Consider the following 12,150-nt stretch of genomic DNA (forward strand, 5'->3'; position numbering starts at 1 on the left):
TGGAGATGTGATAGCCAATGCTGACCCTAAGTTACCGTATTACCTGGTGCATCGGGTTGAACTATTTGTCGGATCGAGCGATGCGACCGTGCACGTCCAAGAGTTTGCAAATCAATTGTCTGCCGTCATCGATATCGACGGCTTCCGTAATCAGCGTGGTTGGCTTTAACTTTACCCAATAGCAACTCTCTACGAGCTCGCGTGACACAAACACTGCTTCCGAAGTTAGGACTAACTCCTGGCACTCTTCCTGCCAGATGATAAAGCCCCGACGGATAAGCAGTGTTTTTGTATCTTTCTGAATCACTTGGCCGACGACTTCACCGGCAACCTCAAGGACTTCGACTTGATCTGCCGCTTCGTTCTTTGTCATCGTGATACCTCCTCAGTTGCTTGCATGCTTATTCATCTTTCGTTCTTTCAAAATTGACTATCTTCACCAATTCGCTGCTATACTTAGGCCATCCTAGTAAAAGGAGGGATAAGCGATGGCAAGAGCTGATGAAGTAGCTCGCGACTTGGTACTTGGATTGATTACTGCTGGCAAGCTGTCAACACCCGAAAGCGTGACGAATGCTTACCGCCAGATTTTCACCGAAGTAAACGTCTCACACGGCGTTTACACAGTCCGTAATTTGTCGCCGGTTGATTACCGCGACGGCAAATTTTTTAAGAAAGATTAGTCTTTGACTGATTTCACCAGCTCCGCGATGGCTGCAACCATTGCGGAGTTTTTAGTTTCAAAAGCGTGATCAAGTTCTGCGTTAGCCTTGTTTAGAATCTCGATTTGAATAGAACGTTCTGACTTTTCGTTCATCGTGTAACCTCCTTTCCACTTGTACGATTCGTGTGGTCAACTCCATACAAAAGAACATTCGGCGTCGTACCGAGCGCCTCTGCAAAGGCCATTAGTGTTTTAGTTGATCCGTCACGGCGTCCATTTTCAATCGACTGCACCATTGATACTGATCGATGCGATCGTGCTGCGAGTTCTTCTTGCGTCAAGCCTGCAGCGATTCGGGCCTCTTGCAATTTCATCTGCTCACCTCCTTGCGGTTGTCTATGTACATATAGTACACCCACATTTAGTACAAGTAAAGTTGATTATGTACAAATCGTCAAAATTTCATTTCCCTTACTATGAGTACAACATATAATACTAATCGTGGAGGTGTCCTTATGACTACTGGACAACGAATTGCTGAACTCAGGCAAAAGCACTCAATGAGCCAACCCATGTTGGCTGAGAAAATGAACGTTAGCGCAAGTACGATCACCAGCTGGGAAAATGATCGCCGTGGCGTAAAGGGCGACGACCTGGTTCGGCTGTCCCAGCTTTTCAACGTCTCAACTGACTACTTGCTCGGAAATATTGAAAAAGCCAATTACTACTCGTTATCTGGGAAAGAGAAGCTCGATATTGCCGAGCAAGCTCAGCGGATCATCGACGGCCTTGATTCCGACACCGGTGTCAACTTCTATGGCGAACCCGCCACCGATGAGCAAAAACAATCGATGCGCGACATCCTAGAAATGGGCCTGCGGATCAACAAAGAAAAGGCCAAGAAAAAGTTCACGCCGAAGAAGTACCGGAATACCGAGGACAAGGATAGTGAGTAGATGTCTTACGCAACTGACCGCGCCGATGCAACCTATCGCCGCGTTCAGCGTTCCCGTATTTGGGAATCAGCTGAGCCAGCCGACGCTTGCCGTGCGCTCGATATTGATGTAGTACCCCACGAACTGCCCGATGGTATGTACGGGCAGTCCATCATGAGTAACCGATGCGCTACCATCTTCTTGGCCGACGCCATCGATGATCCATTTCGCCAGTATGTTCTATCGCACGAGCTGGGACACTGCGTGATGCACCCTACCGAGAGCACCCCATTCATGCGGCGCAGCATGCACGGTGGATTCATCCCCACTATCGAACGTGAGGCAAACGAGTTTGCCTTTCGGTATCTGCTCAAGCAGTTGGATCACGAGACGCTACTACGAATGTCTCGCACAGATATTCTCGATTATTTTGGAGTACCACAGGAGTATGAGCGATTCATCATTTACTAGGAGGAAAAAACATGCGAATCAATAAACTATTTCGCCTTGCCGCTATTGCGGTGATTGCCGTGGGTGCGGTAATCGCGACAGTAGCTACCACTGACACATCACAGCCACAAGTGGTCATGGCCGCGAAGAAGAAGGTGAAGGTTAAGCTTACCTCAACGGTCTTCTATCCGGATTCATCAAACAAAGCATACGTCACAGGCAAAACCACCCCAAAAGCTAAGGTCAAGGCTGGCTTACTCGGCTACGTAAAAGTCGGCAAGTCTGGTACGTTCAAGCTCAAGGTCAAGGCAAAGGCAAAGGATAAGAAAGTCACTATCACTGCCAAGTTGAGTGGGCACAAGACCACAAAGAAGAAAGTCACCATTAAAGCCAAGGGTTCCGTGGATCCGAAGGTCCAGGCAGAACTGAAAACCATCAACGAGACGATTGCCACCAGGCTTAAGGAAGATCAAGGCTTCGCAGACGGCACGCTCGACGAAAACGGTAATCCGACCAAGAACGGCACCCCAAATGAGGCCTTCACTTGGGCAACATACATCGATAGCATCACAATCGATGCTGATCACCTAGTAACCGCACAGGCCAAGACAGCGGCAATGTCGCTACCTAAAGATGATCAAAAAGCACTGGCGGAACACTCGGGTAAGCTGGCGCTAGCGACACTAGCAGAACTTGACAAAGCTTCTGAACAAGAACTGACCAGCAAGCTCCCTACCAGCCTCAAGGTTGGTAATAGGTTCATCTCACACTACTGAGTAAGACGGCCCGGTCTCGGAACATCGTCCCACAAAAAGAGTGCGGAAAGGACGAAAACACTTGGCAAAATATGATTTAGACAATTTGAGTGACACTGAAATTGAGGAAGTCATGCACTCTCTTAAACATCCCTCAACGATTAAATCGTTTGACCAGTGGTACCAAGATGTTTCTTCCTCACTTTTTCTGGGTCAAACAAACTATGACAACCAGAGAGTTATTGGCGACGTTGATAAGATTCGATATATCCTTCACATCCGAGTCGGCAAATTTGAAAACCGTTACAGCATTCACCTACGCTTTATAGAGAACAACATGCATCTGCTTCGTCTGGATGTTGGCACTGGTCACAGTAACCCAGATGGAACACACATATCCGGCGATCATATTCACATTTATGTCAGCTCTGAAAAGCATGCAAAGTTTTTTGCTACACCATTAGAGAAGAGCGACTTTCCAAATCTTAATAATCTAGCCGATGCCCTCGATGCATTTCTCGACTATACTAACGTAAAAAGGAGGCGGCGAAATGGCACTGACAGCATCTGAACTCGAAAAGACCTATTTTTCATGGTTGCGTGACAAGTATACTTTTTCAGACCTAAGCAGTGACGTGGTGAAGATCGAGACGCCATTTCTCGACTCTGAGTTCGACGACATCGTGCTCTACGCTCAGTCTTTGAAGTCGGGAAAAATCGTTATTACTGATGATGGCTGGACGATTGACAATCTTGAATCAATGGGTATTTCATTTTCCAAGCGTGCAACGACACGGCGTCGACTGCTCGATGAAATATCGGTTAGCTTCGGCGTTGACATCAGCTTTGAAACCAAGGAAATTTCCATCCACACAACGCTTAACGATTTTCCGGAGGCTAAGCATCGCCTTCTACTAGCAATTATGCGAGCGAATGATCTGGCCTTCCTAGCACCAGCCAACGTTAAGGCTTCTTTCGTCGATGACGTCAGGGACTTGCTTGACGAAAACAGAATTCTCTACACGCCAAGCATTTTAATCCCTAGTTCACAGGGGTTGGCAGTTCATTTTGATTTCTCTATTCCAGTTCCAGATGGAAATCAGAAATTACTCCGCACAATTTCATATCCGAACAATCTCAACAATATGAAAATTGCAAACTACGATATAAACCTCGCTAGTCGTACACGGAAAGCTAAGTACATCGTCATCTTGAATGACATAAAGAAGGCTCTGACAAACAAGCCTGTCCTTGATGCAATGGTGGAAGATTCAGATTATCCCTTCGATATTCACAGTTTCACAGATGTCAAGAAAGACCCATCAATTCTGACAAATGCCGCATAACAGCGTTTAGTGCATTACCGGCCCCCTTTCGGAGGCCTTTCTTTCACAGCTAAAAAGAACATACGTTCCCACCATGGCAAGTCTATTGCCACCCATATACTAGACAATCGGAGGATTACCTGATGCCAAAATGGACACCAATCAAGGGCCACACCGGCCTATACGAATACAAAACTCAAAAAGGAACACGCTACGGGGCGCGCCGTACATACACGGATGCAATGGGCAAGCGCCGCGAGTGGCAAACATCAGGCAAGCTCTTCTGGCGAGATGCTGATCGTGATCTCAAGCAATTCGAATCTGATCTCGCCAATGGCAAGGTCGGCCCCATCACTAACCAGAACATCACCGTGGATCAGTATCATCAGCAGCTTGTCCAGCGAAAGCTCAAGCTCGGCGACTGGCGTGAATCAACCCGGCGCGCTCAGATGAACTACTACAAGGGCTACGTTAAGCCAGCATTCGGTAATCGCAAGCTGACCACGATCACACGTAGCGAGTACCAAGCCTACTTGGACGGATTGGCAATCAAGGGCTTGGCTGCGTCAACCATCAAGACGATTGACAGCATCATGAAGAACATCATGAATGACGCTGAGAATCAAGACGTGATCGACAAGAACCGGCTGCGCGGCTTGAAGCTCGGCGGCAAGGAAGCCCGTAGCAAGGAGCTCAGCAATGACCAGATTCAAAAATGGCTCAAACAGGCCACCGAGATGCTCGATGAGTATGAGATGACCATGGTGCTTGTCGATACGCTCGGCCTGCGCCGCGGTGAGGTTATGGGTCTCCGCAACGAATCCATCACCATCACTCATGACGAAGTGAATAATCGCGATCAGGCAGCCATCAAGATTGACTTGCAACGCACGCCCACAACGCTCACGGGCGGGCCGCTTAAGACCAAGTCATCGTATCGCACGATTTGGGTATTCGGTTCACTAGTCGAGCGGCTCAAGTTCGCTATGCTGACAGCGGACAACCTGCGCCAGCGCAATCATATTCAGTCTGACAAGCACTGGTTGTGGCTGGGCGAAAATGGTAACCCCTTCTACCCTGATTACATTGGCCGCCTTGAGCGCGCCGTCAGCGATGAATGCGACATCAAGGTTTACCCTCACCTATTGCGCCACTACTTTGCCACCACGACCATCGCCGGTGAGAAGCCGCAAATTGACGTCATGCACTACCTTGGGCACAAGAATTTGCAGATGACCGCAGACTACACCCGGGCCAGCAAAGAGGCCAGCCTGAACGTCTATTCAGGCATTGATGGGTTCATCAGTTCATTAACCAAATAATAACTTTCAGGTTATATCATGTGGGAACTTTCGAAATTCAAAATCTCCCACGGAATCTCCCACGAATCACTTTGTTTTTAACTGTTTTTAATTGGATTTGATGGAACTCGGAAAAGCAGCAAAAAAGGCCCCGCAACGCGCCAATGCAGGCGTGGTGCGGGGTCTAGCGTGTTATCTATTTAGGGCCGGCTCATTCCCATTCCACGGTAGCAGGTGGCTTGGACGTGATGTCGTAAACGACGCGGTTAATGTGCCCCACCTCGTTAACAATCCGGGCCGAGATCTTCTGCAGCACTTCCCAGTCGATCCGGGCAAAGTCGGCGGTCATCCCATCAATCGAGGTAATAGCACGAATAGCGATGGTGTAGTCGTAGGTGCGGCCGTCACCCATGACACCGACGGAGCGGAAACCTGGGAGGACGGTGAAGTACTGCCAGATGCTTTCGTCCAGACCGGCCTTCTTGATTTCATCGCGGAGGACGGCGTCGGATTCGCGGACGATCTCAAGCTTGTCTTCGGTGACTTCACCGAGGACGCGGATGCCGAGGCCTGGGCCTGGGAACGGCTGGCGCCACACGAGTTCGTGCGGGATGCCCAAGTTCTCGCCGAGCTCGCGGGCTTCGTCTTTGAACAGCTTGTTGAGCGGTTCGATCAGCTTGAACTTCAGGTCTTCTGGCAGGCCGCCGACGTTGTGGTGGGACTTGATGGTCTGGGCGGTGTCGGTGCCGGATTCCACGACGTCGGTGTAAAGCGTGCCTTGGGCGAGGTACTCGATGCCGTCCAGCTTACGCGCTTCGGCGTTGAAGACTTCGATGAAATCGCGGCCGATGATCTTGCGCTTTTGCTCGGGGTCGGTGACGCCCTTGAGGTCACCGAGGAAGCGGTCAGCAGCGTCGACTTTGATGATGTTGACGCCGAGGCCTTTGCCGAGGGAATCCATGACTTGGTCGGCTTCGTTCTTGCGCAGCAGGCCGTGGTCGACGAAGACGGCGGTCAGCTGGCTGCCGATGGCCTTGTTGAGCAAGGCGGCCACGACGGAGGAGTCCACCCCGCCTGAGAGGCCGAGCAGGACTTTTTTATCGCCAACTTCGGCGCGGATGGCGTCGATCTGCTGTTCGATGAAGTCGCCCATGTTCCAGTTGGCCTCAGCGCCGCAGACGTCGAAGGCAAAATGGTGCAGGATCTCGTGGCCGTACTGGGTGTGCTGGACTTCGGCGTGGAACTGGATGCCGTAGAACTTGCGCGCATCGTCGTCCATGGCGGAGATCGGGCAGTTGTCGGAGGTGGCGGTGACGCGGAAGCCGGCTGGGGCTTCACGCACGAGGTCGCCGTGGCTCATCCAGACGGTTTGCTTCGCCGGCAGGTCCTTGAACACGGCTGCGGTCGGGTCGGTGACGGTGATGTCGACCTTGCCGTACTCGCGGTTGGTGGCGGGCTCCACGCGGCCGCCGAGGCGCTGGGCCATCAGCTGCATGCCGTAGCACACGCCGAGGATCGGGATGCCCAAGTTGAAGATCTCGTCGTCCACGCCCAGGGCACCTTCGTCATACACGGAGTTCGGGCCGCCGGAGAAAATGATCCCCTTAGGCGCGATTGCCTTCACTTCTGCTGCGGTGATGGTGTGCGGCTTGAGCTCGGAGTAGATGCCGAACTCACGAATGCGCCGCGTGATCAGTTGGTTGTATTGACTGCCGTAATCGAGGACGATGATCTTGTCATAGTCTTGGGTCGTCTTAGCCACGTTTTGCCACGCTCCTTAATTTTAATATTCCTATGATACTGAAAACTGCGCCATTGGTCAATTCAGTCTGAGAAGCGCCTCATTCTAAGCTTCCATTAAAGCCAAAACCGAATGACGCGCACCAATGCCTTCTCTATTATACTGTTAAATGACAGGAGGGCTAGCCGATGTTGGGATATTTTGCGTTTTGTTGGGTCGTGATCCTCGCCCTGTTCGCGTTCGACCGACGCCGCGCGCGCCGAGTCGCAGTGGGACTGGCCATCGCCTTGGCCGTGGCCCCATTTTTGCTGGTATTTGTAACTGGATGTTGAGAGAAACCCCGCCTTGCGCGCCCCACTTCTGAGGGGGCATACAAGGCGGGGGGGCGTTTTGGGTGTCGTGGCTAGGGTGTGTTTTAAATTCCCGGACTCCGATTATGAACAACCCAGGCATCCACTAAAATGGTTATGTTTGCGACCCACAAATCTCGAAAGACGCGCTACGCAGATATTTTAAAACATGCGCTAGGATCAGAACTCACCAGTTTTGAGCCCACATAAATGAAGACACAAGGACTGACTGAGGTCTCACAATTGTCGTGAGACTTTCCGCTCATCCCACCTATTGCACGAAGCCTCATCACTCACCGCTGAGACATTTCTAGCCAACTCTGTATCTTGGCCAAAATCTCAATTCATGCTGTTCTCAAAAAAGAGACTAGTCAATGTCATCCGCGACCACAAAACGGAGGGCCAGACCGTGAGGCTGGAGGCGGAGGCAGGGGGCGAGCCAGCGTGATGGTGCTGTTGGCCGGCGGTTTTTGCCGGTCTACAGCACGGGCGGGTCCCGAGACCGCTCTTTGGCTCGGGGGAGCCCCACGCGTTCCGCCGCCCCCTGCCGGAGCCGGAAGTCTCACGGTCTGGCCCGGCAAGCAGACCCTAGCAGGGATACGTCACATCGTCGAGCTCCGGACTCGCAACGCGGGCGCGTATAGCGACGCCACCACCATCGAGCCCAAGTTCGGGGCTCAACGGCGGTGGCTAGGCTATCCGTCCCGCTAAGCCCGCGAGTCCTGCGCTCTGGGCCTCAGAACTTCCTCAGCGACACCGCGTCGATGACATGATTCTCGGTTTTATGCAGGATGATGTCAGCGCGGTTTTTGGTTGGGAGGATGTACTCGGTCAGGTTCTTAAGGTTGACGTCGTGCCAGACTTGGCGCGCCATGTTGAAGGCGTCCTCGCGGTCCCCGGTCGCGTACTGGTAGTAGTAGTTGGTCGGGTCGGTGAAGGCGGTGTCCAAAAGCATCCCGAAGCGCTCGAGGTACCACTGCTCGATCAGCTGCGGGTCGGCGTCGACGTAGACGGAGAAGTCGAAGTAATCGGAGACGTAGATCGGCTCTTGGCTCGGCAGCTGGAGGACGTTGATGCCTTCGACGATGAGGATGTCGGGGTGGTCGATCACCTCTTCCTCATCGGGCACGATGTCGTAGATCTGGTGGCTGTACTTGGGCGCGCGCACGGTGCCGGAGTTGTTCTTGACGTTGTTCAGAAAGTGGATCAGGAGGTTCATGTCGTAGCTTTCCGGGAAGCCCTTGCGGTTCAAAATGCCGCGGCGCACGAGCTCCTTGTTGGGATACAGGAAGCCATCGGTGGTGATTAGCTGAATGCGCTTTTCCGGGTAGGCGCGGGCGAGCAGTAGCTGTAGCAGGCGCGCGGTGGTGCTTTTGCCCACGGCCACGGAGCCGCAGATGCCGATGATGAACGGGTGCGTGTGGTGCGGCACGTCCAGGAACTCGCTGAGGTCGAACTCGGCGCGCTGGTAGTCGCGGTAGCGGATGTGCAGCAGGTGGCGCAGCGGCGAGTAGATCGCCTTCACGTCGTCCATGCTGATGGTATCGTTCAGGGAGCGCAGGCTTTCAAGCTCGGCGTCCGAGACGGAGGCGAAGTTGTGGGCGTGAAAGGTCGACCACTCGCCGCGGCTGAACTGGTAGTAATTCATGAGGGATTCCATGGTGAGCACTTACCTCTAGGCGTGTTTTTGGTTGTTTTGTTGGATGCGTTGGGCCTGGTCGAACAACGGGCAGCCGACGTCCGAGCACTTGGAACAGCCAGCGCCCTTCTTGGCTTGGTTGAAAAATTGATTGTACACCACGACGCCAACCAGCGCCGCGATGACGATCGCGAGAATCACAGTTGCCATCATAATCATCTCTCCTTTGAATGTTAGGCCAAAACCGGGGCGTCATGGCGCTCACGCTTGACCAGCAGACCGTAGCCGATGAGTGCCAGCGCGACAAGCAGGAACCCGCCGCCCCACAGGGTCAGGGTGCCGGCAATCAGTTGGCTGGCCTGGTAGACGATGACCGCCAGCAGGTAGGCCACGCCGGTTTGGTAGCCCACGGCGTACCAGGTCCACTTGCCGTCGCCGAACTCCTTGTACATGGTGCCGATCGAGGCGAAGCACGGCGCGCACAGCAGGTTGAACACGAGAAACGCGTAGCCGGCCATCGGGGCGTAGGTGGCACGTAGGGCGTCACCGAAGTTCCCGGGGCCAAAGGCGATGCGCATCGTCCCCACGCAGTTTTCCTTGGCGATCAGGCCGGCCACGGTCGCGACGGTGGCGCGCCAGTCGCCGAAGCCCAGCGGGATGAACAGCGGGGCGAGCAGGCTGCCGAGCGTGCGCAGGAGGCTCTGGTTCTGCGGCACCATCTGCAAGCGCCAGTTGAAGTTGGCGAGGAACCACAGCGCCACGCAGGACAGGAAGATGATGGTGCCCGCCTTGTGGACGAAGGCCGCGGCGCGCTGCCAGACGCTGCGCGCGAGGTTGGCCGCTTTGGGCAGATGGTAGGCCGGCAGCTCCATGACGAACGGCGCTGGGGGGCCGGCGAAGAGCCGCGTTTTTTTCAGGTAAATGCCGGAGCACACGACGGCCAGGATGCTGATGAAGTAGGCGCTCGGCGCGACCCACGACTGGTGCGGGAAGAAGGTGCCAGCGACCAGCGCGATGACGGTCAGCTTGGCCGAGCACGGCATGAAGGTCGTCAGCATGATGCTCATGCGGCGGTCACGGCTGGACTCGATGGTGCGCGTCGCCATGATGCCCGGCACGCCGCACCCCGTCGCGATCAGCATCGGGATGAAGGCCTTGCCGGACAGGTTGAAGCGGTGGAAGAGTCGGTCCATGACGAACGCGATGCGCGCCATGTAGCCGCAGTCCTCCAGCACCCCGAGGCACAGGAACAGCATCATGATCTGGGGCAAAAAGCCGAGGATCGCGCCGATCCCGCCGATCAGTCCGTCGACGATCAGACTCTGCAGCCACGGCGCCACCGCCCACGCGTTGAGCACATGCGTGGCGGCGTCCGGCAGCCAGGCCCCGAACACGGTGTCGTTGAGCCAGTCGGAGCCCAGCGTGCCAACGGTTTGGATCGACACGTAGTACACGGCCCACATGACGGCGGCGAAAATCGGCAGCGCCAGCCAGCGGTTGGTGACGACCCGGTCGATGCGGTCGGACACGGATTCCACGAAATCGCCCTGGTCGATGACGCTCATCGCGATGACGCGGGCGATGAAGTCGTAGCGCGCGTTGACGATGATGCTGTCGGACGCGTCGGCAAAAAGGTGCTCGGCGGTGGTGATGGTCTGCTCGATGTCCGCCTGCTGCTGCGGCGTCAGGGTCACCTGCGCCTGCACCTGAGTATCGCGCTCGAACAGCTTGATGGCGTACCAGCGGCGATCCGCCTCAGGATACGCGGTCAGCTGCGCGGCGATCATGCTGATGGCCGACTCCACGCGCGGGTCGTACTCAGGGTACGGGTACTGACCGGCCCCGGGCTGCTGGGCAGTGGCGACCAGCGTATCGAGGTTGGTTTTGCGTAGCGCGCTGATGCCGATCACCGGCACCTGCAGCGCGTAGCCCAGCTTCTTGAGGTTGATCTGGCGGTTTTGCTGCTTGGCCAAGACGTCCATCATGTTCAGCGCGATGACCAGCGGGCGCCCCGCCTCCATCACCTGCAGCGTCAGGTACAGGTTGCGCTCCAGGTTGGTGGCGTCAACCACGTTGATCACTTTTTCCGGCCGTTCCTGTAGCAAAAAATCGCGGGTGACGAGCTCCTCGCTGGAGTACGGCGACAGCGAATAGGTGCCGGGGAGGTCTTGGAGGATGACGTCACGCGCGGTTTTGAGCCGACCGGCCTTGCGCTCCACGGTGACGCCGGGCCAGTTGCCGACGGCCAAGCGCGCGCCGGTCAAGGCGTTGAACAGCGTCGTTTTACCACTATTGGGGTTGCCCACTAAGGCGACAGTCAACTCAGGCATCGGCAGCCACCCGTTCGACCTGCACGGCCGCCGCGTCTGCCTTGCGCAGGCTCAGCTTGTAGCCGCGTACGGCCAGCTCCAAGGGATCGCCCAGCGGCGCCACCTTGACGAGGTGCACGAGGGTGCCGCGGGTCAGGCCCATGTCCAGCAGGCGCTGGCGCAGCTGGCCGGCGCCCTCAATGCGGCCGACAATGGCGCGCGCCCCGGTGGGTAAAGCGGCCAGTGGTTCGAGCACAGCGTCCTCAAACTGTGTGAGTGGCTGCACGTTGATCTGCGTGGCGATCTCATCTGAGATGGCGAGCCGCTGGCCTTGGAAGTACACCAGCATCCCCGCCGTCTGCTGGGCGGTTTGGATCACGGTCAGCCGCTTGCCGGCCAACAGCCCCATTTCGGCCAGGTGCCGCACCAGAGCCGGCCGGCCGGTCACAGCCATAATGATGAAACTGCTTGGGCGTTCAACGTCAACTAAACGGGTCACGGTGTCCCCTCCTTTGTGCAAGACTGTGCTAAATCACTCCCCTTATTGTAGCGTTTTCTTTCCCGGCTGTGTGGGTTTTGGCACAAAAAAGTCGCGCAGGGTTAAGTGCGCGACTTTCTTGTTTGTCCACCAGACGCGGGCCAGCCAGCTGTACTGCCCCGTTAGTTGTAGGCACTGTTGCC

At 55.2% G+C, this 12,150-nt stretch carries 16 protein-coding genes; 8 read left to right on the top strand and 8 right to left on the bottom strand.

All coding sequences use genetic code 11. The features are described from left to right. Positions 1-61: 61 nt before the first annotated feature. Entirely contained in the window at positions 62-373 is a 312-nt protein-coding gene (locus EKM88_RS13265) for a hypothetical protein (protein WP_164512000.1), read from the bottom strand. 115 nt (positions 374-488) lie between these two features. Between EKM88_RS13265 and EKM88_RS04945 the strand changes: the two genes are divergently transcribed. Then, the gene (locus EKM88_RS04945) at positions 489-683 is read left to right on the top strand and encodes a hypothetical protein (protein ID WP_125703763.1); all 195 of its coding nucleotides are present in this window, start codon (positions 489-491) and stop codon (positions 681-683) included. Here the strand turns inward: EKM88_RS04945 and EKM88_RS13270 are convergent. Continuing rightward, positions 680-817, bottom strand: coding sequence for a hypothetical protein (locus EKM88_RS13270; RefSeq protein WP_164512001.1), 138 nt, complete (start codon positions 815-817; stop codon positions 680-682). The two genes, EKM88_RS04945 and EKM88_RS13270, sit on opposite strands and share 4 nt — an antisense overlap. Further along, entirely contained in the window at positions 814-1,038 is a 225-nt protein-coding gene (locus tag EKM88_RS04950) for a helix-turn-helix domain-containing protein (protein ID WP_125703765.1), read from the bottom strand. The genes EKM88_RS13270 and EKM88_RS04950 overlap by 4 nt, the downstream gene beginning before the upstream one ends. Positions 1,039-1,179: 141 nt before the next feature. On the opposite strand from EKM88_RS04950, the gene EKM88_RS04955 reads away from it, so the two are divergent. From EKM88_RS04955 to EKM88_RS04980, 6 genes are all read left to right on the top strand, one after another. Beyond that, complete coding sequence (locus EKM88_RS04955) at positions 1,180-1,620, top strand: helix-turn-helix domain-containing protein (RefSeq protein ID WP_125703767.1); 441 nt, start codon at positions 1,180-1,182, stop codon at positions 1,618-1,620. Next, entirely contained in the window at positions 1,621-2,070 is a 450-nt protein-coding gene (locus EKM88_RS04960) for an ImmA/IrrE family metallo-endopeptidase (protein ID WP_125703769.1), read from the top strand. 11 nt (positions 2,071-2,081) lie between these two features. Then, complete coding sequence (locus EKM88_RS04965) at positions 2,082-2,825, top strand: hypothetical protein (protein WP_125703771.1); 744 nt, start codon at positions 2,082-2,084, stop codon at positions 2,823-2,825. A 61-nt stretch (positions 2,826-2,886) separates the two neighbouring features. Then, a complete protein-coding gene (locus EKM88_RS04970; protein WP_125703773.1) occupies positions 2,887-3,375 on the top strand; it encodes a DUF6978 family protein in 489 nt (162 codons plus the stop codon). Then, on the top strand, positions 3,356-4,150 hold the full coding sequence (locus tag EKM88_RS04975) for a DUF1828 domain-containing protein (RefSeq protein ID WP_125703775.1): 795 nt from the start codon (positions 3,356-3,358) through the stop codon (positions 4,148-4,150). The genes EKM88_RS04970 and EKM88_RS04975 overlap by 20 nt, the downstream gene beginning before the upstream one ends. Before the next feature lie 122 nt (positions 4,151-4,272). Then, positions 4,273-5,451, top strand: a complete 1,179-nt coding sequence (locus EKM88_RS04980) for a tyrosine-type recombinase/integrase (RefSeq protein WP_125703777.1) — start codon at positions 4,273-4,275, stop codon at positions 5,449-5,451. 190 nt (positions 5,452-5,641) lie between these two features. On the opposite strand, the gene guaA is transcribed toward EKM88_RS04980, so the two are convergent. Beyond that, positions 5,642-7,192 carry a glutamine-hydrolyzing GMP synthase gene (gene guaA, locus EKM88_RS04985; RefSeq protein WP_125703779.1) on the bottom strand — a complete coding sequence of 517 codons (1,551 nt, stop codon included), beginning with the start codon at positions 7,190-7,192 and terminating at the stop codon, positions 5,642-5,644. A gap of 167 nt (positions 7,193-7,359) precedes the next feature. On the opposite strand from guaA, the gene EKM88_RS13275 reads away from it, so the two are divergent. Then, on the top strand, positions 7,360-7,503 hold the full coding sequence (locus EKM88_RS13275) for a hypothetical protein (RefSeq protein WP_164512002.1): 144 nt from the start codon (positions 7,360-7,362) through the stop codon (positions 7,501-7,503). 754 nt (positions 7,504-8,257) lie between these two features. Here EKM88_RS13275 and coaA read toward each other — a convergent pair. From coaA to EKM88_RS05005, 4 genes are read right to left on the bottom strand one after another with little or no spacing between them, the layout of a single operon-like run. Next, positions 8,258-9,181, bottom strand: a complete 924-nt coding sequence (gene coaA, locus EKM88_RS04990; protein ID WP_125703781.1) for a type I pantothenate kinase — start codon at positions 9,179-9,181, stop codon at positions 8,258-8,260. Positions 9,182-9,196: 15 nt separating this feature from the next. Beyond that, positions 9,197-9,373 carry a FeoB-associated Cys-rich membrane protein gene (locus tag EKM88_RS04995; RefSeq protein WP_125703783.1) on the bottom strand — a complete coding sequence of 59 codons (177 nt, stop codon included), beginning with the start codon at positions 9,371-9,373 and terminating at the stop codon, positions 9,197-9,199. 20 nt (positions 9,374-9,393) lie between these two features. Continuing rightward, positions 9,394-11,490, bottom strand: coding sequence for a ferrous iron transport protein B (gene feoB, locus EKM88_RS05000; RefSeq protein WP_164512003.1), 2,097 nt, complete (start codon positions 11,488-11,490; stop codon positions 9,394-9,396). Continuing rightward, a complete protein-coding gene (locus EKM88_RS05005) occupies positions 11,483-11,968 on the bottom strand; it encodes a FeoA family protein (protein WP_125703787.1) in 486 nt (161 codons plus the stop codon). Before EKM88_RS05005 ends, feoB begins: the two co-directional genes overlap by 8 nt. Positions 11,969-12,150: the final 182 nt, after the last annotated feature.

Origin of the sequence: Lacticaseibacillus daqingensis (genome assembly GCF_003946115.1) — a bacterium.
Taxonomy (GTDB): domain Bacteria; phylum Bacillota; class Bacilli; order Lactobacillales; family Lactobacillaceae; genus Lacticaseibacillus; species Lacticaseibacillus daqingensis.

Excerpts from the sequence above, each read along its gene's own strand:
- EKM88_RS13265 (WP_164512000.1), bottom strand. The coding sequence starts at position 373 with ATGACAAAGAACGAAGCGGCAGATCAAGTCGAAGTCCTTGAGGTTGCC.
- EKM88_RS04945 (WP_125703763.1), top strand. The coding sequence starts at position 489 with ATGGCAAGAGCTGATGAAGTAGCTCGCGACTTGGTACTTGGATTGATT.
- EKM88_RS13270 (WP_164512001.1), bottom strand. The coding sequence starts at position 817 with ATGAACGAAAAGTCAGAACGTTCTATTCAAATCGAGATTCTAAACAAG.
- EKM88_RS04950 (WP_125703765.1), bottom strand. The coding sequence starts at position 1,038 with ATGAAATTGCAAGAGGCCCGAATCGCTGCAGGCTTGACGCAAGAAGAA.
- EKM88_RS04955 (WP_125703767.1), top strand. The coding sequence starts at position 1,180 with ATGACTACTGGACAACGAATTGCTGAACTCAGGCAAAAGCACTCAATG.
- EKM88_RS04960 (WP_125703769.1), top strand. The coding sequence starts at position 1,621 with ATGTCTTACGCAACTGACCGCGCCGATGCAACCTATCGCCGCGTTCAG.
- EKM88_RS04965 (WP_125703771.1), top strand. The coding sequence starts at position 2,082 with ATGCGAATCAATAAACTATTTCGCCTTGCCGCTATTGCGGTGATTGCC.
- EKM88_RS04975 (WP_125703775.1), top strand. The coding sequence starts at position 3,356 with ATGGCACTGACAGCATCTGAACTCGAAAAGACCTATTTTTCATGGTTG.
- EKM88_RS04980 (WP_125703777.1), top strand. The coding sequence starts at position 4,273 with ATGCCAAAATGGACACCAATCAAGGGCCACACCGGCCTATACGAATAC.
- EKM88_RS13275 (WP_164512002.1), top strand. The coding sequence starts at position 7,360 with ATGTTGGGATATTTTGCGTTTTGTTGGGTCGTGATCCTCGCCCTGTTC.
- coaA (WP_125703781.1), bottom strand. The coding sequence starts at position 9,181 with ATGGAATCCCTCATGAATTACTACCAGTTCAGCCGCGGCGAGTGGTCG.
- EKM88_RS04995 (WP_125703783.1), bottom strand. The coding sequence starts at position 9,373 with ATGATGGCAACTGTGATTCTCGCGATCGTCATCGCGGCGCTGGTTGGC.
- feoB (WP_164512003.1), bottom strand. The coding sequence starts at position 11,490 with ATGCCTGAGTTGACTGTCGCCTTAGTGGGCAACCCCAATAGTGGTAAA.